The sequence below is a fragment of the Pseudomonas fluorescens genome (assembly GCF_001307275.1).
Classification (GTDB): Bacteria; Pseudomonadota; Gammaproteobacteria; order Pseudomonadales; family Pseudomonadaceae; genus Aquipseudomonas; species Aquipseudomonas fluorescens_AA.
The window spans coordinates 4,784,729-4,804,691 of sequence record NZ_CP012831.1; the positions used below are offsets into that span (position 1 = coordinate 4,784,729).

15 protein-coding genes and 4 tRNA genes are annotated in these 19,963 nt (G+C 61.8%); 17 read left to right on the plus strand and 2 right to left on the minus strand.

The features are described from left to right. Positions 1–325 precede the first annotated feature (325 nt). From uvrB to AO356_RS21410, 11 genes are all read left to right on the plus strand, one after another. Positions 326–2,341 carry an excinuclease ABC subunit UvrB gene (gene uvrB / locus AO356_RS21360; protein WP_060741432.1) on the plus strand — a complete coding sequence of 672 codons (2,016 nt, stop codon included), beginning with the start codon at positions 326–328 and terminating at the stop codon, positions 2,339–2,341. A 225-nt stretch (positions 2,342–2,566) separates the two neighbouring features. Continuing rightward, positions 2,567–4,048, plus strand: a complete 1,482-nt coding sequence (gltX, locus tag AO356_RS21365) for a glutamate--tRNA ligase (RefSeq protein ID WP_041023763.1) — start codon at positions 2,567–2,569, stop codon at positions 4,046–4,048. 146 nt (positions 4,049–4,194) lie between these two features. After that, positions 4,195–4,270: transfer RNA gene (locus AO356_RS21370), tRNA-Ala, on the plus strand. 79 nt (positions 4,271–4,349) lie between these two features. Beyond that, a tRNA-Glu gene (locus AO356_RS21375) sits at positions 4,350–4,425 on the plus strand. 53 nt (positions 4,426–4,478) lie between these two features. Then, a tRNA-Ala gene (locus AO356_RS21380) sits at positions 4,479–4,554 on the plus strand. Between the two features lie 75 nt (positions 4,555–4,629). Then, positions 4,630–4,705 (plus strand) — tRNA-Glu (locus AO356_RS21385). 181 nt (positions 4,706–4,886) lie between these two features. After that, a complete protein-coding gene (locus AO356_RS21390) occupies positions 4,887–5,426 on the plus strand; it encodes a TetR/AcrR family transcriptional regulator (RefSeq protein ID WP_060741433.1) in 540 nt (179 codons plus the stop codon). Positions 5,427–5,454: 28 nt separating this feature from the next. Continuing rightward, a complete protein-coding gene (locus tag AO356_RS21395; RefSeq protein ID WP_060741434.1) occupies positions 5,455–6,288 on the plus strand; it encodes an alpha/beta fold hydrolase in 834 nt (277 codons plus the stop codon). 85 nt (positions 6,289–6,373) lie between these two features. After that, positions 6,374–6,823, plus strand: coding sequence for an acyl-CoA thioesterase (locus AO356_RS21400; protein ID WP_060741435.1), 450 nt, complete (start codon positions 6,374–6,376; stop codon positions 6,821–6,823). Positions 6,824–7,205: 382 nt separating this feature from the next. Further along, positions 7,206–8,165 (plus strand): tRNA dihydrouridine synthase, encoded by a 960-nt coding sequence (locus AO356_RS21405; RefSeq protein ID WP_060741436.1) that lies wholly within the window; start codon positions 7,206–7,208, stop codon positions 8,163–8,165. A 119-nt stretch (positions 8,166–8,284) separates the two neighbouring features. Next, positions 8,285–8,737, plus strand: coding sequence for an Hsp20 family protein (locus tag AO356_RS21410; RefSeq protein WP_053123476.1), 453 nt, complete (start codon positions 8,285–8,287; stop codon positions 8,735–8,737). Positions 8,738–8,799: 62 nt separating this feature from the next. Here AO356_RS21410 and AO356_RS21415 read toward each other — a convergent pair whose 3' ends face one another. Continuing rightward, positions 8,800–12,078, minus strand: a complete 3,279-nt coding sequence (locus tag AO356_RS21415) for an EAL and GGDEF domain-containing protein (RefSeq protein WP_060741437.1) — start codon at positions 12,076–12,078, stop codon at positions 8,800–8,802. A 69-nt stretch (positions 12,079–12,147) separates the two neighbouring features. Beyond that, entirely contained in the window at positions 12,148–13,038 is an 891-nt protein-coding gene (locus AO356_RS21420) for a LysR family transcriptional regulator (protein WP_060741438.1), read from the minus strand. 157 nt (positions 13,039–13,195) lie between these two features. Between AO356_RS21420 and leuC the strand changes: the two genes are divergently transcribed. From leuC to AO356_RS21450, 6 genes are all read left to right on the plus strand, one after another. Beyond that, positions 13,196–14,614 (plus strand): 3-isopropylmalate dehydratase large subunit, encoded by a 1,419-nt coding sequence (leuC, locus tag AO356_RS21425; protein WP_003203866.1) that lies wholly within the window; start codon positions 13,196–13,198, stop codon positions 14,612–14,614. 11 nt (positions 14,615–14,625) lie between these two features. After that, a complete protein-coding gene (gene leuD / locus AO356_RS21430) occupies positions 14,626–15,270 on the plus strand; it encodes a 3-isopropylmalate dehydratase small subunit (RefSeq protein ID WP_060741439.1) in 645 nt (214 codons plus the stop codon). Positions 15,271–15,411: 141 nt separating this feature from the next. Continuing rightward, the gene (locus AO356_RS21435) at positions 15,412–16,176 is read left to right on the plus strand and encodes a class I SAM-dependent methyltransferase (RefSeq protein WP_060741440.1); all 765 of its coding nucleotides are present in this window, start codon (positions 15,412–15,414) and stop codon (positions 16,174–16,176) included. A gap of 66 nt (positions 16,177–16,242) precedes the next feature. Next, a complete protein-coding gene (leuB, locus tag AO356_RS21440) occupies positions 16,243–17,325 on the plus strand; it encodes a 3-isopropylmalate dehydrogenase (protein ID WP_060741441.1) in 1,083 nt (360 codons plus the stop codon). Between the two features lie 54 nt (positions 17,326–17,379). Further along, positions 17,380–18,492, plus strand: coding sequence for an aspartate-semialdehyde dehydrogenase (gene asd, locus AO356_RS21445; RefSeq protein ID WP_024779161.1), 1,113 nt, complete (start codon positions 17,380–17,382; stop codon positions 18,490–18,492). 253 nt (positions 18,493–18,745) lie between these two features. Then, complete coding sequence (locus AO356_RS21450; protein ID WP_060741442.1) at positions 18,746–19,756, plus strand: aspartate-semialdehyde dehydrogenase; 1,011 nt, start codon at positions 18,746–18,748, stop codon at positions 19,754–19,756. The last annotated feature ends 207 nt before the right edge of the window (positions 19,757–19,963 follow it).

Consider the following 19,963-nt stretch of genomic DNA (forward strand, 5'->3'; position numbering starts at 1 on the left):
GCGGCTCTGAATGGAGAATGAGGGGACGTGTGACGCTCCAGCCGAATGCACTAGAGCGGTGCACAAACGGGGAGCTAGTATAGAGGCCATCACCCGGCACGGCGACAGGCGATTCGGCTTTTAGGCTAAGTTTTTTCGATTTTTTTCGACCGTTAGTCCTCTCGCCGCGTCAAAGTCTTCAAGGCGTGTAGGACGTTCGTCTTGAAAGCGAAGGCATTCACCTCCACATTGTGTGCATCCCAGCTTTTTCCTCGGGCGACATCAGTCGTTTCGGTCTTTCTCGTTCCTGTCGCTGGCTGACAGGGGTGAATCCAGAGGTTATGTCATGTCTGAATTCCAGCTAGTCACCCGCTTCCAGCCCGCCGGCGATCAGCCGGAAGCCATCCGCCTGATGGTCGAAGGCATCGAGGCCGGGCTGGCGCACCAGACGTTGCTCGGTGTGACCGGCTCGGGCAAGACCTTCAGCATTGCCAACGTGATCGCCCAGGTACAGCGCCCGACCCTGGTCCTGGCGCCGAACAAGACCCTGGCGGCGCAACTGTACGGTGAGTTCAAGGCGTTTTTCCCGAACAACGCCGTGGAGTACTTCGTTTCCTACTACGACTACTACCAGCCCGAGGCCTACGTGCCATCGTCGGACACCTTCATCGAGAAGGACGCCTCGATCAACGACCACATCGAACAGATGCGCCTGTCGGCGACCAAGGCGCTGCTCGAGCGCAAGGACGCGATCATCGTCACCACGGTGTCGTGCATCTACGGCCTGGGCAGCCCGGAAACCTACCTGAAGATGGTGCTGCACGTGGATCGCGGCGACAAACTCGACCAGCGCGCCTTGCTGCGGCGCCTGGCGGACTTGCAGTACACCCGCAACGACATGGATTTTGCTCGGGCGACCTTCCGGGTGCGGGGCGATGTCATTGACATCTACCCGGCGGAATCGGACCTGGAAGCGATTCGCATCGAGCTGTTCGACGATGAAGTGGAGAGTCTTTCGGCGTTCGATCCGCTGACCGGCGAAGTGATCCGCAAGTTGCCACGCTTCACCTTCTACCCCAAGAGCCACTACGTGACGCCGCGGGAAACCCTGCTGGACGCCATCGAGGGGATCAAGGCCGAGTTGCAGGAGCGCCTGGAGTACCTGCGTTCGAACAACAAGCTGGTGGAAGCCCAGCGTCTGGAGCAACGGACCCGGTTCGACCTGGAGATGATCCTGGAGCTGGGCTACTGCAACGGCATCGAAAACTACTCGCGTTACCTGTCGGGCCGCCCGGCGGGTGCGCCACCGCCGACCTTGTATGACTATCTGCCGGCCGATGCCTTGCTGGTGATCGACGAATCCCACGTCAGCGTGCCCCAGGTCGGCGCGATGTACAAAGGCGACCGTTCGCGCAAGGAAACCCTGGTGGAATACGGTTTCCGCTTGCCTTCGGCGCTGGATAACCGGCCGATGCGCTTCGACGAATGGGAAAGTGTGAGCCCGCAGACGATTTTTGTCTCGGCCACCCCTGGCAACTACGAAGCCGAGCATGCCGGGCGGGTGGTCGAGCAAGTGGTGCGACCGACCGGGCTGGTGGACCCGCAAGTCGAGGTGCGTCCGGCGCTGACCCAGGTGGACGATCTGCTCTCGGAAATCAGCAAGCGCGTGGCGGTGGAGGAGCGGGTGCTGGTCACCACGCTGACCAAGCGCATGGCCGAAGACCTTACCGATTACCTGGCCGACCACGGCGTGCGGGTGCGTTACCTGCACTCGGACATCGACACGGTGGAGCGGGTCGAGATCATCCGCGACCTGCGCCTGGGCACCTTCGATGTGCTGGTGGGCATCAACCTGCTGCGCGAAGGCCTGGACATGCCGGAAGTGTCGCTGGTGGCGATTCTCGACGCCGACAAGGAAGGTTTCCTGCGCTCCGAACGCTCGTTGATCCAGACCATCGGTCGCGCGGCGCGTAACCTGAACGGCCGGGCGATTCTGTACGCTGACCGCATTACCGGCTCCATGGAGCGGGCCATCGGCGAGACCGAGCGCCGTCGTGACAAGCAGATCGCCTTCAACCTGGCCAATGGCATCACCCCCAAGGGCGTGTTCAAGGATGTCGCCGACATCATGGAGGGCGCCACCGTGCCAGGCTCGCGCAGCAAGAAGCGCAAGGGCATGGCCAAGGCGGCCGAAGAGAGCGCCCGCTACGAGGCCGAACTGCGCTCCCCAAGCGAGATCACCAAGCGTATCCGTCAATTGGAAGAGAAAATGTACCAGCTTGCCCGGGACCTGGAGTTCGAAGCGGCGGCGCAATTGCGTGATGAGATTGGCAAGTTGCGGGAGCGGTTGTTGGCTGTCTGAGGTTGTGTGGCGACCTTAATGGCCTCATCGCGAGCAAGCTCGCTCCCACAAGTTCGATCGAGTCGCCCAATGATCCCTTGTGGGAGCGAGCTTGCTCGCGATGGGCGCGACTCGGTCTGACGACTGGCCACACAAATCCCGCTCTCACTGGAGCCCGCCCGCCATCGCCTGTTACCATTCGCCCCCTGTTCGATCTTCGCTTTTATATTCTTTCCGAGACATGCCATGACCACCGTCCGCACCCGCATCGCGCCTTCGCCCACTGGCGATCCCCATGTCGGCACCGCCTACATCGCTTTGTTCAACTATTGCTTTGCCAAGCAGCATGGCGGCGAGTTCATCTTGCGGATCGAGGACACCGACCAGTTGCGTTCGACCCGCGAGTCCGAGCAACAGATCTTCGATGCCTTGCGCTGGTTGGGGATCGACTGGAGCGAAGGCCCGGACGTCGGCGGCCCACACGGTCCGTACCGCCAGAGCGAGCGCGGTGATATCTACAAGCAGTATTGCCAGCAGTTGGTGGACATGGGGCATGCGTTCCCGTGTTTCTGCACCGCCGAAGAGCTGGACCAGATGCGCGCCGAGCAAATGGCCCGCGGCGAAACCCCGCGCTATGACGGCCGGGCGCTGCTGCTGTCCAAGGAAGAAGTCGCTCGTCGCCTGGCGGCCGGCGAGCCCCATGTGATCCGCATGAAAGTGCCGAGCGAAGGCGTCTGCGTGGTGCCGGACATGCTGCGTGGCGATGTCGAGATCCCATGGGATCGCATGGACATGCAAGTGCTGATGAAGACCGACGGCCTGCCGACGTACTTCCTGGCCAACGTGGTCGACGATCACCTGATGGGCATCACCCACGTATTGCGCGGTGAAGAATGGCTGCCGTCGGCGCCGAAACTGATCCTGCTCTACGAATACTTCGGCTGGGAACAACCGCAGCTGTGCTACATGCCGCTGCTGCGTAACCCGGACAAGAGCAAGCTGTCCAAGCGCAAGAACCCGACCTCGGTGACGTTCTACGAGCGCATGGGCTTCATGCCCGAGGCGATGCTCAACTACTTGGGGCGCATGGGCTGGTCGATGCCGGACGAGCGCGAGAAGTTCTCGCTGCAGGAAATGGTCGAGCATTTCGACCTGTCGCGGGTCTCCCTGGGCGGGCCGATCTTCGACATCGAGAAGCTGTCGTGGCTCAACGGCCAGTGGCTGCGGGACCTGCCGGTGGAAGAGTTCGCCGCACGTGTGCAGAAGTGGGCGTTGAACCCTGAGTACATGATGAAGATCGCGCCCCATGTGCAGGGCAGGGTAGAGACCTTCAGCCAGATCGCCCCGCTGGCCGGCTTCTTCTTTGCCGGTGGCGTGACGCCGGACGCGAAGCTGTTCGAGTCCAAGAAGCTCTCCGGCGACCAGGTACGCCAGTTGATGCAACTGATCCTGTGGAAGCTCGAAAGCCTGCGTCAGTGGGAGAAGGACAGCATCACGGCGACCATCCAGGCCGTGGTCGAATCCTTGGAGTTGAAACTGCGCGATGCCATGCCGCTGATGTTCGCCGCCATTACCGGCCAGGCCAGTTCGGTGTCGGTGCTCGATGCGATGGAAATTCTCGGGCCGGACCTGACCCGTTTCCGCCTGCGCCAGGCCATCGATCTGCTCGGTGGCGTGTCGAAGAAGGAGAACAAGGAGTGGGAAAAACTGCTGGGCGCGATCGCGTAAGCGCTCGATGAGGCAGGACATACCCCGGTTTTCCGGGGTTTGTCGGTAAGTGATTGTTATCCCGGCAAAAAATTTTCATATTTGTTGAAAATAAATTTGACAGCCCTCCGATACGCCCTTAAGATTCGCCCCGTCCTCAGCGATGAGGGGCTATAGCTCAGCTGGGAGAGCGCTTGCATGGCATGCAAGAGGTCGACGGTTCGATCCCGTCTAGCTCCACCAATTTACACTTCAAGGTCTGGCCACACCGGCCTTGAAGCGATCAACACTCAGCGTTGATCAGTTGTATAGAAGGGTTTGCGTCCCCTTCGTCTAGTGGCCTAGGACACCGCCCTTTCACGGCGGTAACAGGGGTTCGAGTCCCCTAGGGGACGCCAGTTTTACAGAAGCGATGTTGCAAGATGTCGCTCCGCCGCGAGGCGAAAAATCCGGGGCTATAGCTCAGCTGGGAGAGCGCTTGCATGGCATGCAAGAGGTCGACGGTTCGATCCCGTCTAGCTCCACCAATTACAGGTTCAAGGTTTGGCCACACCGGCCTTGAATCGATCAGTTCTCAGCGCTGATCAAGTTAGAAGGTTTGTGTCCCCTTCGTCTAGTGGCCTAGGACACCGCCCTTTCACGGCGGTAACAGGGGTTCGAGTCCCCTAGGGGACGCCACGATTACCCGCTCTGCGGGATTTTATAAGGGTCATTCAATTCTTGAATGGCCCTTTTGTTTGTCTGGCGTTTGGCCAATTCCCTTATCCTTTGAAAAAGTCTTCTGACCAGCGGTGAAAATTTCCGCTTGCGGAAAATTATTACATGGATAATATTTCAGTCGTAATATTCGGAGGCGACGATGAGCGATAAAAAGGCACAAACCCGTGAACGCATTCTCAAGGCCGCCAGCGATGCGCTGATCCAGCGTGGGCCGGCGGAACCGAGCGTGGGCGAGGTGATGGGCGCAGCCGGGCTGACGGTGGGCGGCTTTTACGCCCATTTCGAAAGCAAGGATGCCTTGATGCTGGAGGCCTTCAAGCAATTGCTCAATCGGCGCCGCGGCTTGATCGCCGATATGGACGGTGAGCTGACAGGCGAAGAGCGGCGTGCGTTGGTCGCCGCGTTCTATCTGTCCCGAAAGCACCGCGACTCCACCGAGCAAGCCTGCCCGATTCCGGCGTCGGTCGGCGAACTCGGGCGACTGCCGGATGCGTTTCGTGAGGTGCTCAATGAGCATATCGAGTTGATGGTCGCGCAATTGGCGGCCAGCCCGGAGGATACCGACAAGGCCCTGGCCGACATCGCCTTGATGGTCGGTGGCCTGGCACTGGCGCGGGCATTGGGCCCGGGAGAGTTATCGGATCGTTTGCTGCGCGCCGCCAAGTCGGCGGTGCGTTGAGCTGAGGCGCGAGCCCTGGAGATGAGCGATGGACAGGTTGAGCTGGATACGTAGTGTCAATGGCACGCTTGGCTGGGTGGCTCCACGCCTGGTGGCGAAGCAGATGCGTTCGCTGTTCATGCGCCCTCGAAACTTGCCGCCGCGGGATTGGGAACTGCCGTTGCTGGCGACTTCCGAGCGTATCACCTTGCGTTTCGGTCTCTCGGCCTTGCGCTGGGGCAAAGGCCCGGCGGTCTTGTTGATGCACGGTTGGGAAGGGCGGCCGACCCAGTTCGCGGCGCTGATCACGGCCCTGGTGGGCGCTGGTTACACGGTCGTGGCGCTGGACGGTCCGGCCCACGGCCGTTCGCCAGGTCGCGAGGCGAATGTCCTGTTGTTCGCCAGGGCCATGCTCGAAGCCGCCGCCGAGCTGCCGCCGTTGCAGGCGGTGATCGGGCATTCCATGGGCGGTGCCAGCGCCATGCTGGCGGTCCAGTTGGGGTTGCGTACCGAGACGCTGGTCAGCATCGCCGCGCCCGCTCGCATTCTTGGGGTGCTGCGCGGTTTCTCCCGGATGATGGGCCTGCCGCCCAAGGCGCGTTCGGCCTTCATTCGCCAGGTGGAAAGCGACGTGGGCATGCCCGCCTCGAAGATGGATGTGGCGCATTACCAGTTGGACGTGCCGGGGTTGATCGTCCATGCCGAGGACGACACATCGGTCTCGGTCAAGGAGTCGCAATTGATTCATGACGCCTGGTTCGACAGTCGGCTGCTGCGACTGCCACAGGGCGGGCATCAGCGGGTGCTGGCCGATCCTCGGGTCATTGATGGGGTGTTATCACTGTTGGCCGGTCGCAGCCTGCAAGCGCGGCAATCGGCTTGAGCGGTGGGAGCAAGGCTTGCCCGCGATGGCGGTCGAGCTAGGATCCGTTACACTGCCCCGATCCAAATTCGACCGGGAGAGGGGCATGGGCTGGGATCGGGCAACGCCATTCATCATTGATCTTCAGGTCAATGCCGAAGACATCGACGGGCTGGGCCACGCCAACAACGCGGTATACGTCACCTGGCTCGAGCGCTGTGCCTGGCGCCATTCCCAGCGCCTGGGGCTGGATCTGGTGGAGTATCGACGCCTGGACCGGGCCATGGCGGTGGTGCGGCATGAAATCGATTACCTGGCGGCCGCCTATGAAGGCGACGAACTGCAATTGGCGACCTGGATCGTCGACTGGGACCAGCGCCTGAAAATGACCCGGCATTTCCAGTTGGTCCGTCCCAGCGACAACGCCACGTTGCTGCGGGCCCAGACCACTTTCGTCTGCATCGAACTCTCCACTGGCCGGCCCAAGCGCATGCCCCAGGAATTCATCGAGGGGTATGGCCCCGCCCTGGAACCGTCCGGCATCCTCGTGGACTGACCCACCGCCATCGCGAGCAAGCTCGGCTCCCACAGGGATTGGTGGTGGACTTAGATTCCATGAACGCCCTGGAGCCCGTGTGGGAGCGAGCTTGCTCGCGATAGCGGCGATACATTCAACATTTGCGCAAGCTGACCCAGCGCCATCGCGAGCAAGCTCGGTTCCCACAGGGATTGGTGGTGGACTTCGATTCCATGAACACCTTGGAGCTCGTGTGGGAGCGAGCTTGCTCGCGATAGCGGCGATACATTCAACATTTGCGCAAGCTGACCCACCGCCATCGCGAGCAAGCTCAGCTCCCACAGGGATTGGTGGTGAATTCCGATGTCATGGGCAAAATCCGGTAAACTGCCGCACGTTTTTTCGTTGAGTGTGTGTTTCCATGCAAATTGCCCTGGCGCCCATGGAGGGGTTGGTCGACAACATCCTGCGGGACGTCCTGACCCGTGTTGGCGGTATCGACTGGTGTGTCACCGAGTTCATCCGCGTCAACGATCGTCTGCTCACGCCGGCCTATTTCCATAAGCTCGCCCCTGAGTTGCTGAGCGGTGCCCAGACCGCTGCCGGCGTGCCGTTACGGGTGCAGTTGCTCGGCTCCGATCCGGTGTGCCTGGCGGAAAACGCGGCGTTGGCGTGCGAGTTGGGCTCAGAGGTGATCGACCTCAATTTCGGTTGCCCGGCCAAGACCGTGAACAAATCCCGGGGCGGCGCAGTGTTGCTCAAGGAGCCGGAACTGCTCAACGAAATCGTCGAACACGTGCGCCGCGCGGTGCCGAAACACATCCCCGTCACCGCCAAGATGCGCCTGGGTTTCGATAGCCCGGACGGCGCCCTGGTCTGTGCCACGGCGTTGGCCGAAGGCGGCGCGGCGCACATCGTGGTGCATGCGCGGACCAAGGTCGATGGCTACAAGCCTCCGGCCCATTGGGAGTGGATCCCCCGCGTGCAGGAAGTGGTCAAGGTGCCGGTGTTCGCCAATGGCGATATCTGGAGCGTGGAGGATTGGCGCCGTTGCCGCGAAATCAGCGGTGTCGAAGACATCATGCTTGGTCGCGGCCTCGTTTCCCGCCCTGACCTGGCCCGGCAGATCGCCGCCGCCCGGGCTGGCGAGGACGTGGTCGAGATGTCCTGGGCCGAGTTGCAGCCGATGCTCCATGATTTTTGGCAGCAAGTGGTCGAACAGTTGACGCCGCGCCAGGCCCCGGGCCGGTTGAAGCAGTGGCTGGCGATGCTGACCCGCAATTACCCCGAAGCGGTGGAGCTGTTTACCGCGCTACGCCGGGAAACCGACCTGGACGCGGTGGGGCATTTATTGGGTGTTCAGCGCACTGAAGCGGCCTGAAAAAAATTCGAAAAAACCTCTTGAAAAGTTTTTGGCGGACCCTAGATAGGGGTTACGCGATGCCGAATTCGGGTCGCGGAGACAAAAAAACTTGCTGAATTTTTCAGGAGATTTGAATCATGAGTACTGCATTTTCGCTGGCCCCTCTGTTCCGTTCCTCGGTAGGCTTCGATCGCTTCAACGACTTGTTCGAAACCGCCCTGCGCAACGAACCAGGCAGCAGCTATCCACCCTACAACGTGGAAAAACATGGTGATGACGAATACCGCATCGTGGTCGCCGCCGCCGGGTTCCAGGAAGAAGACCTGGACCTGCAAGTGGAAAAAGGTGTGCTGACCATCAGTGGCGGCAAGCGTGAAGCCAGCAACGACAGCGTCACCTTCCTGCACCAGGGCATTGCCCAGCGTGCGTTCAAGCTGTCCTTCCGGTTGGCCGATCATATCGAGATCAAGTCCGCCGGCCTGCGTAACGGTCTGTTGAGCATCGACCTGTTGCGAGTGGTTCCGGAAGAGGCGAAAGCCAAGCGCATCCCGATCAACGGTGCGCAGCAGCAACCCGCGCTGCAAAACTGATGCATCGCAACTGAAAAAGGGCGCCTTATGGCGCCCTTTTTCATATCTGTGGGGGGCTCCCACTATGGCAACAACCGCTCAAACGCCTCCAGCGGCAACGGCCGGCTGTGCAGGTAACCCTGGTACAAATGGCAATCAAGCCCTTGCAAAAAATGCAATTGCTCCAGGGTCTCCACGCCTTCGGCGATCATTACCAGGTTGAGGCTGCGGGCCATGGCGACGATGGCGCGGATGATTTCTGCGTCGTTGGGGTCGCTGGTGGCGTCGCGCACGAATGACTGGTCGATTTTCAGCGTGTCCACCGGCAGGCGCTTGAGGTAGGTCAGTGACGAATAACCGGTGCCGAAATCGTCCATGGCGAAGCTCACCCCCAGCTTCTTGAGCCGGCGCATCTTGGCGATGGTGTCGTCCAGGTTCTGGATCACGATACCTTCGGTGATCTCCAGTTTCAGCAGCGAGCAGGGCAGGCCGTGGGCGGCCAGGCTGTTTTCGATGCGTTCGACGAAGTCGCTCTGGCGGAATTGTCGTGGGCTGATGTTCACGCACAGGCTGAATCGCTGCGGATCGATCTTGCCCTTGGCGATCAGTTGCTTGAAGCCGTCGCAGGCTTCATCGAGGATCCAGGTCCCGACTTCGAGGATCAGGCCACTGTCCTCCAGCACTTTGATGAATTCGTTGGGCGATTGGGCGCCGAGGTCCGGGTGATGCCAGCGCACCAAGGCTTCGGCGCCGATGATGCGGTTGTCCCGGGCATCGACCTGAGGCTGGAAATGCACGCTGAACTCGCCACGGGCCAGGGCCAGGCGCAGGTCGGTTTCCATGCGCAACCGTTCGCTGGCGGCTTTTTGCATGGTGGTGTGGAACATCTGCGAGGTGTTGCGTCCCGAGTCCTTGGCGCGATACAGCGCAATGTCGGCGCGCTTGAGCAAATCGGTGGGGGTGGAGCCGTGGTCGGGGATCAACGCGATACCGATGCTCGGCGTGACCTGCAGTCGCTGGCCATCGAGAAACATCGGTTCCGAGAGCAGTTCACGCAGGGTGTCGGCCAGGGCCTGCACTTGCTTGCTGACCTCGCTGCGCGAGCCCTCCAGGCCGCTGAGCAGCACCACGAACTCATCGCCACCCAGTCGCGCCACGGTGTCTTCCAGGCGTACGCTGGCTTCCAGGCGTGCAGTGATGATTTTCAGTACGGTGTCGCCCACCGGGTGACCGAGGGAATCGTTGATGTGCTTGAAGTGGTCCAGGTCGAGAAACAGCAGGGCGCCGCGCAAGTTGTGACGCTTGAGCAGGGCGATCTGCTGGCTCAGGCGGTCCATCAGCAAGGCCCGGTTGGGCAGGTTGGTCAGCGAGTCGTGGTAGGCCAGGTGGCGGATCTGGGCTTCGGCATTGCGCAGCAGGCTCACGTCTCGGGCGGTCAGCAGCAGGCACTCGGTTTCATTGAGGGTGATGGGCTCGACCGAGACCTCCACCGTGAGGATTTCCCCACGTTTATTGCGCCCGAGCATCTCTTGGTGGTGCACACGGCCCTTGAGTTGCAATTCGGCCAGCAGGGCGGCGCGCTGTTTTTCTTCGGCCCAGATCCCTACCTCGTAGACCGTATGCCCTATCACTTCGTCGGCGCGGTAGCCGGTCAACCGGCAGAAGCCGTCGTTGACCTCAAGGTAGCGACCGCTTTGGTGTTCGGTGATGGTGATGGCGTCGGGGCTGGAATGAAACGCCTTGGCGAATTTCTCTTCACTGGCCTTGAGGGCGGCTTCGGAGCGTTGCTGCTGCGTGATGTCGCGCAAGGTCGTGACGATGCACGGCTGGTTGCCGACGTTGATTTGCCGGCTGGAAATCACACAGGTCAATGGCTGGCCGTTCTTGTGGTGAACGACGATGGCGACATTGTTCAGCGATTGTTCGCGGATCACCCGTTCGATGCGTTGCAGACTGCTGCCCGAGCCACCCCAGAGGCCGATTTCGTCGGCGCTGAGGCCAATCACGTCGTTGGTGGTCCAGCCAAAGGTCTGGGTGAAACTGGAGTTGATCTCGAGGAAGCGCCCGCTGTCCTGGTGGGTGACGCAGATCGGGTCGGGACTGACCTGGAACAGCGTGGCGAACTTCTCTTCCGAGGCGGCCAGGCTTTGTTCGCGCTCCACCTGGTCGGTGATGTCCAGCAAGGTCCCGGCCATGCGCAAGGGGCTGCCGTCGTCGTTGCGGTAGAGGCGGGCGCGGCTTTCCAGGTAGCGCGAGGTGCCGTCGGGCAGTTGTACGCGGTAGGTCAATTGATAGTTGCCCGCCGGGCCTTCCCGCAGGCTGCGATAGGCGTTGCGCATGTTGTTGCGTTCTTCTGTGGGAACCCCCTCGAAAAACGCATCGAATGATTCGTGGAACGGCTTGGGTTCCAGGCCATGGAGCTGCGCGGCCCGGGCCGAGCCGTAGAGCATGCCGCTGGGAATGTGCCAGTCCCAGGTGCCCAGTTGCGCCGAGTCGAGGGCCAGGTCCAGGCGTTCCTGGCTGTCCTTGAGGGCCTGTTCGGCGAGCTTGCGCTCGGAGGTGTCGAGGAACGTGCTCAGCAGGTACGGCTGGCCTTCGAGCTCGACTTTCTGCGCGCTCAGAATGCCGCTATGAATCTGGCCGTTGCTGGCCCGGAACTCCACCTCCATGCTGACCAGCTCGCCCTTGGCCTTGGTTGCCTCCACCAGTTTCGCCCGCTGCCTGGGGTCAACCCACAGGCCCAGCTCCAGGGTGGTACGGCCGATCACGTCATGTACTGGCCAACCGAACAGGCTTTCGAAATACTGGTTGGCCTCGCTGATCAGCCCGTCTTCCTGGCGGGTCAGCAAGACCATGTTCGGGCACAGATGAAAGAGCGTGGCGAAGCGTTTTTCCGAGCTGCGCAGCGCCTGTTCCCGCTCGCGCTGATGGGTGATTTCACGAATCACCCCGATCATGCGCGGCCGGCCGTGCTTGTCGGGTAGCACGCTGCCACTGATTTCCAGCCAGTGCAGGCTGCCGTCGGGCCAGACGATGCGATGATGCATCGCCTGTTCCACCGGCGCTCCGGCCACTGCCGCGTGAAAGGCGCGCACGGCCCTGGCCCGGTCTTCGGGCAACAGCAGGTCGAGGTAGTCCACGTCCGCCGGCAACGGTTGGCGCGGATCGAAGCCGAACAACGCCTGGGTGCCGCGGGACCAGCTGATCTGGCCGCTGTCGATGTCCCACGACCAAGCGCCCAGCCGCGCACCGTTCAGGGCGGCCAGCAACTGTGGCGCGCTGTCCCAGCTTTGCTCGGACCGCTTCGGGTCGAGCGCCTGAATGCGCGGCAGGGGCGGGAGATGGTCAGCAGGTTTGGGCATTTCTAGCGAGCCTTGAGCGGTTTTGGGCATTAAGCACAAGCATCCAAGGCCCTACAGGCGCGGCACAACCTATGCCTTTGTCCCTGGCAAATCGATTTGTGCGTCCAGTAAGGCCATGAAAGCCCGTGCGGCATTCGATAGCGTCCGTTCGGTGTGCAAGATATAGCCTAGCTGGCGACTGAGCTGTATGCCCGGCAAAGGAATGCGCGCGACCTGTTCATCGAGCATGGTGCGCGGCAGAACGCTCCAGGCCAGGCCGATGGAAACCATCATCTTTATGGTTTCCAGATAATTCGTGCTCATGGCGATGTTTGGCGTCAGGCCCTGGGCCTCGAACAACCGTTGCACGATGTGATGGGTAAAGGTGTTGCCCCCCGGGAACACTGCCGGATGCAAGGCAATGTCCGCCAGGCTCACCGCGCTGTTTTCCAGCAACGCATGCTCCGGGGCGACCACGAAATCCAGGGGGTCGTCCCACACTGGCGTGGCCCTTACCAGCGTGTGGGGCTCGGGGGCGAGGGTGATGACGGCCAGTTCCGCCCGGCCATGGAGGATTTCTTCGTAGGCCACTTCCGAATCCAGGAACTGGATATCCAGCGCCACCTGGGGATAACGCCGGGTGAACTCGCGCAATAAAGGTGGCAAGCGGTGCAGGCCGATGTGGTGGCTGGTGGCGAGCGTCAGGCGCCCGGTCACTTCGCCGGTCAGGTTGGTCAGGGCGCGGCGGGTGTCGTCCAGCACGTTGAGGATCTGGTAGGCCCTCGGCAACAGGGCCCGGCCGGCCTCGGTCAGGCCCACTTCACGGCCCAGGCGGTCGAACAGGCGCACCTTGAGTTGTTGTTCGAGGCCGGCAATGCGCTTGCTGATGGCCGGCTGGGTCAGGTGCAGGCGTTCGCCGGCGCCGGAGAAACTGCCCGTCTCGGCGATGGCAATAAAAGCATTGAGGTTGGCGAGGTCCATGGCGGTTCCGGTCGAATTCCAGTTGGTTATGCAAAGCATGAAAAATATGAATTTGAGTTATTTAATGTAACCCCATAGGATCAGCCTCACAAGCCAAGGGGTTATTGATTCGTTCAAGGCCCGGGGCATAGAAACAAGCTGATGAGGAAACCGTCTGATGGCCGGCAAAACGCTCTACGACAAGCTCTGGGATTCGCATTTGGTCAAGCAGCGCGACGATGGCTCGGCGCTGATCTACATCGACCGTCACATCATTCACGAAGTGACGTCGCCGCAAGCCTTCGAAGGCCTGCGCCTGGCCGGGCGCAAGCCGTGGCGCATCGATGCCAACATCGCGACCCCGGACCACAACGTACCGACCACGCCGGAGCGCAAGGGCGGCATCGAAGCCATTGCCGACCAGGTCTCGCGCTTGCAGGTCCAGACCCTCGACGATAACTGTGACGAATACGGCATCGTCGAATTCAAGATGAACGATGTGCGCCAAGGCATCGTCCACGTCATCGGCCCGGAGCAGGGCGCGACCTTGCCTGGCATGACCGTGGTCTGCGGCGACTCGCACACCTCGACCCACGGTGCGTTCGGCGCCCTGGCCCACGGCATCGGCACGTCCGAGGTCGAGCACGTGCTCGCCACCCAGTGCCTGGTGGCCAAGAAAATGAAAAACATGCTGGTGCGCGTCGAAGGCAAGTTGCCGTTCGGCGTGACCGCCAAGGACATCGTCCTGGCCGTGATCGGCAAGATCGGCACCGCCGGCGGTAACGGTCATGCCATCGAGTTCGCCGGCAGCGCGATTCGCGACTTGTCCGTCGAAGGCCGCATGACCATTTGCAACATGTCCATCGAGGCCGGTGCCCGGGTCGGCCTGGTGGCCGCCGATGAAAAAACCGTGGAATACGTCAAGGGCCGTCCGTTCTCGCCCAAAGGCGCGGAATGGGACATGGCGGTCGAGGCCTGGAAAGACCTGGTCTCCGATGCCGATGCCAAGTTCGACACGGTGGTCGAGCTCGACGCGACGCAGATCAAGCCGCAAGTCAGCTGGGGTACCTCCCCGGAAATGGTCTTGGCCGTGGACCAGAACGTACCGGATCCGGCCAAGGAAATGGACCTGGTCAAGCGCGACTCCATCGTCCGTGCCTTGAAGTACATGGGCTTGAGCGCCAACCAGGCGATCACCGACATCCAGCTTGATCGCGTGTTCATCGGCTCCTGCACCAACTCGCGGATCGAAGACCTGCGCGCCGCGGCGGTGATCGCCAAGGGCCGCAAGGTGGCCTCGACCATCAAGCAGGCCATCGTGGTGCCGGGCTCGGGCCTGGTGAAGGCCCAGGCCGAAGCGGAAGGGCTGGACAAGATTTTCCTCGAGGCCGGTTTCGAATGGCGTGAGCCGGGCTGCTCGATGTGCCTGGCGATGAACCCTGACCGCCTGGAGTCCGGCGAGCATTGCGCCTCCACCTCCAACCGTAACTTCGAAGGCCGTCAGGGCGCCGGGGGCCGTACGCACCTGGTGAGCCCGGCCATGGCCGCCGCGGCGGCCGTCAACGGCCGTTTCGTCGACGTCCGCGAATTGATCTGAAGGAGCGCAGCATGAAAGCTTTTACCCAGCACACCGGTCTTGTCGCGCCTTTGGATCGTGCCAACGTCGACACCGACCAGATCATTCCCAAGCAATTCCTGAAGTCCATCAAACGCACCGGTTTCGGCCCGAACCTGTTCGACGAATGGCGCTACCTGGATGTCGGCCAGCCGTACCAGGACAACTCCAAGCGGCCGTTGAACAAGGATTTCGTGCTCAACGCCGAGCGCTACCAAGGTGCCAGTGTGTTGCTGGCCCGGGAGAACTTCGGCTGCGGTTCGAGCCGCGAGCACGCGCCATGGGCCCTGGAAGAGTACGGTTTCCGCAGCATCATCGCGCCGAGCTACGCCGACATCTTCTTCAACAACAGCTTCAAGAACGGCTTGCTGCCGATCATCCTCAGCGATGCTGACGTGGATGAGTTGTTCCAGCAGGTCGAGGCCAACCCTGGCTATCAACTGCAGATCGACCTGGCCGCCCAGACGGTGACCCGTCCCGATGGCAAGGTGCTGGGTTTCGAGATCGATGCGTTCCGCAAGCACTGCCTGCTCAACGGCCTGGATGACATCGGCCTGACCCTGCAGGACGGCGAGGCGATTGCCGCGTTCGAGGCCAGGCACCGGGCGAGCCAGCCTTGGTTGTTTCGCGATGCTTGATGGATTGATGTAGGCAGTACCGGCTTCATCGCGAGCAAGCTCGCGCCCACAGGTGTTTTGTGAACACCCAAAATCCCCTGTGGGAGCGAGCTTGCTCGCGATGGGGGCCGCCCAGGCAATAAAAAACCATAAGGACATCCCATGACCAACACCGCCCACAGTCAGGTTGTACAAAAGCAATTCGGTGAACAGGCTTCGGCCTATCTGAGCAGTGCCGTGCACGCCCAGGGCGCCGAGTTCGCGCTGCTACAGGCTGCGTTGGCCGGTCGTGGCGATGCCCGTGTGCTGGACCTGGGCTGTGGCGCCGGTCATGTGAGTTTCCACGTGGCGCCCCTGGCCGGTGAAGTGGTGGCCTACGATCTGTCCCAACAGATGTTGGATGTTGTGACCGCGGCAGCGGCCGAGCGTGGCCTGGACAACATCAGCACGGTTCGGGGCGCCGCCGAGCGCCTGCCGTTCGCCGACGCTGAGTTCGACTTCGTGTTCAGCCGTTATTCGGCGCATCATTGGAGCGACCTGGGCCTGGCGCTGCGGGAAGTGCGACGGGTGCTCAAGCCGGGCGGGGTGATGGCGTTCATCGACATCCTGTCGCCGGGTACGCCGTTGCTGGACACCTACTTGCAAAGCATCGAAGTGCTGCGCGATACCAGCCATGTGCGCGATTATTCGGCCGGCGAGTGGTTGCGCCAGGTCAGCGAAGCGGGGTTGCACACCCGCAGCACCTCGCGCCAGCGCCTGCGCCTGGAGTACCACTCTTGGGTCGAACGCATGCGTACGCCCGAGGTGATGCGCGGGGCGATTCTCCAGCTGCAGCGTTCGATGGGCGATGAAGTGCGAGAATATTTTGAGATTGAGGCCGACGGTTCGTTCAGTACAGATGTACTGGTGCTGTGGGCCGAGCGATAGCATTTTTCCCGGCCAGGCCTTGGGTGCGCAACCCAGGCCCGTGTCGACAGAGCAAACGAGGAAAGCATGAGCAAGCAGATTCTGATTCTCCCAGGTGACGGCATCGGCCCGGAAATCATGGCCGAGGCGGTCAAGGTCCTGGAGCTGGCGAACGACAAGTATGGCCTGGGCTTCGAACTCAGCCACGACGTGATCGGCGGCGCCGCCATCGACAAGCACGGCGTGCCCCTGGCCGACGAAACCCTGGACCGTGCCCGTGCCGCCGATGCCGTGCTGCTGGGCGCCGTGGGCGGCCCGAAATGGGACAAGATCGAACGCGACATCCGCCCTGAGCGCGGCCTGCTGAAGATTCGCGCGCAACTGGGCCTGTTCGGCAACCTGCGGCCGGCGATTCTTTATCCGCAACTGGCCGATGCGTCGAGCCTGAAGCCGGAAATCGTCTCGGGCCTGGACATCCTCATCGTGCGTGAGCTGACCGGCGGTATCTACTTCGGCGCCCCGCGTGGCACCCGTGAGCTGGATAATGGCGAGCGCCAGGCCTACGACACCCTGCCATACAGCGAAAGCGAAATCCGCCGTATCGCCCGGGTCGGCTTCGACATGGCCCGTGTGCGTGGCAAGAAGCTGTGTTCGGTGGACAAGGCCAACGTGCTGGCTTCCAGCCAACTGTGGCGTGAAGTGGTCGAGCAGGTGGCCAAGGATTACCCGGACATCGAGCTGAGCCACATGTACGTCGACAACGCCGCCATGCAACTGGTGCGTGCGCCCAAGCAGTTCGACGTGATCGTCACCGACAACATGTTCGGCGACATCCTGTCCGACGAAGCGTCGATGCTCACCGGTTCCATCGGCATGCTGCCGTCGGCCTCCCTGGACGCCAACAACAAGGGCATGTACGAGCCGTGCCACGGTTCGGCGCCGGACATCGCCGGGCAGGGCATTGCCAACCCGTTGGCGACCATCCTGTCGGTGTCGATGATGCTGCGCTACAGCTTCAACTTGAACGATGCCGCCGACGCGATCGAAAAAGCCGTCAGCGTGGTCCTGGACCAAGGCTTGCGCACCGGTGATATCTGGTCGCAAGGTTGTACCAAAGTCGGTACGCAGCAAATGGGCGATGCAGTAGTCGCCGCGCTGCGGAATCTGTAATCTTTCGGGCCCACCGCTTCGACGGTGGCCCACTTTTGTATAGGTGTAGTTGCGATGAAACGTGTAGGTCTGATCGGTTGGCGCGGCATGGTCGGTTCCGTGCTCATGCAGCGAATGCTGGAAGAGCAGGATTTCGATCTCATTGAGCCGGTGTTTTTCACCACTTCCAATGTCGGTGGCCAGGGCCCGTCCGTGGGCAAGGACACCGGTGCGCTCAAGGATGCCTACAGCATCGAAGAGCTCAAGACCCTCGACGTGATCCTGACTTGCCAGGGTGGCGACTACACCAGCGAAGTGTTCCCCAAGCTGCGTGAAGCCGGCTGGCAGGGTTACTGGATCGACGCCGCCTCCAGCCTGCGTATGCAGGACGACGCGGTGATCATCCTCGACCCGGTCAACCGCAAGGTCATCGACCAGCAGCTGGACGCGGGCACCAAGAACTACATCGGCGGCAACTGCACCGTCAGCCTGATGCTGATGGGCCTGGGCGGCCTGTTCGAAGCCGGTCTGGTGGAGTGGATGAGCGCCATGACCTACCAGGCCGCGTCCGGTGCCGGCGCGCAGAACATGCGTGAGCTGATCAAGCAGATGGGCGCCACCCACGCCGCCGTCGCCGATGACCTGGCCAACCCGGCCAGTGCCATCCTCGACATCGACCGCAAGGTCGCCGAGGCGATGCGCAGCGATGCCTATCCGACCGAGAACTTTGGCGTACCGCTGGCCGGCAGCCTGATCCCCTGGATCGACAAGGAACTGCCCAACGGCCAGAGCCGGGAAGAGTGGAAGGCCCAGGCCGAAACCAACAAGATCCTCGGTCGCTTCAAGAGCCCGATCCCGGTGGATGGCATCTGCGTGCGCATCGGCGCCATGCGCTGCCACAGCCAGGCGCTGACCATCAAGCTGAACAAAGACGTGCCGATCGCCGACATCGAAGGGCTGATCAGCCAGCACAACCCTTGGGTCAAGCTGGTGCCGAACAATCGCGAAACCAGCATGCAGGAGCTGAGCCCGACCAAGGTCACCGGCACCCTGAATGTACCGGTGGGCCGTCTGCGCAAATTGAACATGGGGTCGCAGTTCGTCGGTGCCTTCACCGTCGGCGACCAACTGCTGTGGGGCGCGGCCGAACCGCTGCGCCGCATGCTGCGGATCCTGCTCGAGCGTTGATCGATTGCTGCTGTGAAAGAACCCGTGCCTTGTGAGAGGCGCGGGTTTTTTATTGGGCCACAGTTGTGTGTCAGGGCTGGCCTCATCGCGAGCAAGCTCGCTCCCACATGGGATATTCAGTGATTGTAAAACCTGTGGGAGCGAGCTTGCTCGCGATGAGGCCAGTCCAGGCACTGCAAGTCCCCCAGCCAATTGCCTGCATACCCACCACCCGGTAAAGTGCCGCTCCCCACGTTTTACCTGAGGTAGACCCATGAGCCAGTCCTTTGATATTGCCGTGATCGGCGCCACCGGTACTGTCGGCGAAACCCTCGTCCAGATTCTCGAAGAGCGGGACTTCCCGGTTGGCAACCTGCACCTGCTGGCCAGCAGCGAATCGGCAGGCAGCTCGGTGATGTTTCGCGGCAAAAACGTGCGGGTGCGTGAGGTCGACGAGTTCGATTTCAGTAAAGTCCAACTGGTGTTCTTCGCCGCCGGCCCGGCGGTGACCCTGAGTTTTGCACCGCGGGCCACGGCGGCTGGCTGTGCGCTGATCGACCTGTCCGGGGCCTTGCCGCCCGAGCAGGCACCGCAGATCGTGCCGGAAGCCAACGCCCAGGTCCTGGCCGGCTTGGGCAAGCCGTTGCAGGTCAGCAGCCCCAGCGCATCGGCCACGGCCCTGGCGGTCGTGCTGGCGCCACTGCGCGAGTGCCTCGATCTGCAGCGCATCAGCCTGACCGCCAGCCTCGCGGTGTCGGCCCAGGGCCGCGTGGCCGTGAGCGAGCTGGCGCGCCAGACCGCCGAGCTGCTCAACGCCCGTCCGCTGGAACCGAAGTTCTTTGACCGGCAGATGGCGTTCAACCTGCTGGCCCAGGTCGGCGCTCCAGACGAGCAGGGCCATACGTCGCTGGAAAAGCGTCTGGTTCGTGAGTTGCGCCAGGTGCTGAACCAACCTTTGTTAAAGATTTCCGTTACTTGCATTCAAGCCCCGGTGTTTTTTGGCGATAGCTTTAGCGTGACCGTGCAGTCTGCGAACGCCGTCGACCTGGCCAAGGTCAACGCGGCCCTGGAAGCGGCGCCCGGTATCGAGCTGGTGGAGGCGGGCGACTACCCGACTGCGGTGGGTGATGCGGTGGGGCAGGATGTGGTCTACGTTGGTCGTGTGCGCGGTGGTATCGACGATCCGACGGAACTGAATATGTGGCTGACGTCAGATAACGTGCGCAAGGGCGCGGCGCTCAATGCCGTGCAGGTGGCTGAGTTGTTGATAAAAGACTTGCTGTAAAAGATACTTGGCATCAATTTGTCGAATGATTCTAGCTGGGCGCTATGCTTGGCCGGAGTGCTGAAGGCGAACATCCCTCTGGGGGACTTTCCCGGGGCATGAGTGAAATGATCGCGCGCACCGTCGTTTAGGGGCTGCGCGCAATGCCTTACGGCAGCGGCATCAATACCTTCTCGCTGGCCGAGGAATGTTCAAACAAAGGAAGAG

What these genes read in the sequence shown, in the direction of transcription:
- uvrB (WP_060741432.1), top strand. Translation starts at nt 326, where the DNA reads ATGTCTGAATTCCAGCTAGTCACCCGCTTCCAGCCCGCCGGCGATCAG.
- gltX (WP_041023763.1), top strand. Translation starts at nt 2,567, where the DNA reads ATGACCACCGTCCGCACCCGCATCGCGCCTTCGCCCACTGGCGATCCC.
- AO356_RS21390 (WP_060741433.1), top strand. Translation starts at nt 4,887, where the DNA reads ATGAGCGATAAAAAGGCACAAACCCGTGAACGCATTCTCAAGGCCGCC.
- AO356_RS21395 (WP_060741434.1), top strand. Translation starts at nt 5,455, where the DNA reads ATGGACAGGTTGAGCTGGATACGTAGTGTCAATGGCACGCTTGGCTGG.
- AO356_RS21400 (WP_060741435.1), top strand. Translation starts at nt 6,374, where the DNA reads ATGGGCTGGGATCGGGCAACGCCATTCATCATTGATCTTCAGGTCAAT.
- AO356_RS21405 (WP_060741436.1), top strand. Translation starts at nt 7,206, where the DNA reads ATGCAAATTGCCCTGGCGCCCATGGAGGGGTTGGTCGACAACATCCTG.
- AO356_RS21410 (WP_053123476.1), top strand. Translation starts at nt 8,285, where the DNA reads ATGAGTACTGCATTTTCGCTGGCCCCTCTGTTCCGTTCCTCGGTAGGC.
- AO356_RS21415 (WP_060741437.1), bottom strand. Translation starts at nt 12,078, where the DNA reads ATGCCCAAACCTGCTGACCATCTCCCGCCCCTGCCGCGCATTCAGGCG.
- AO356_RS21420 (WP_060741438.1), bottom strand. Translation starts at nt 13,038, where the DNA reads ATGGACCTCGCCAACCTCAATGCTTTTATTGCCATCGCCGAGACGGGC.
- leuC (WP_003203866.1), top strand. Translation starts at nt 13,196, where the DNA reads ATGGCCGGCAAAACGCTCTACGACAAGCTCTGGGATTCGCATTTGGTC.
- leuD (WP_060741439.1), top strand. Translation starts at nt 14,626, where the DNA reads ATGAAAGCTTTTACCCAGCACACCGGTCTTGTCGCGCCTTTGGATCGT.
- AO356_RS21435 (WP_060741440.1), top strand. Translation starts at nt 15,412, where the DNA reads ATGACCAACACCGCCCACAGTCAGGTTGTACAAAAGCAATTCGGTGAA.
- leuB (WP_060741441.1), top strand. Translation starts at nt 16,243, where the DNA reads ATGAGCAAGCAGATTCTGATTCTCCCAGGTGACGGCATCGGCCCGGAA.
- asd (WP_024779161.1), top strand. Translation starts at nt 17,380, where the DNA reads ATGAAACGTGTAGGTCTGATCGGTTGGCGCGGCATGGTCGGTTCCGTG.
- AO356_RS21450 (WP_060741442.1), top strand. Translation starts at nt 18,746, where the DNA reads ATGAGCCAGTCCTTTGATATTGCCGTGATCGGCGCCACCGGTACTGTC.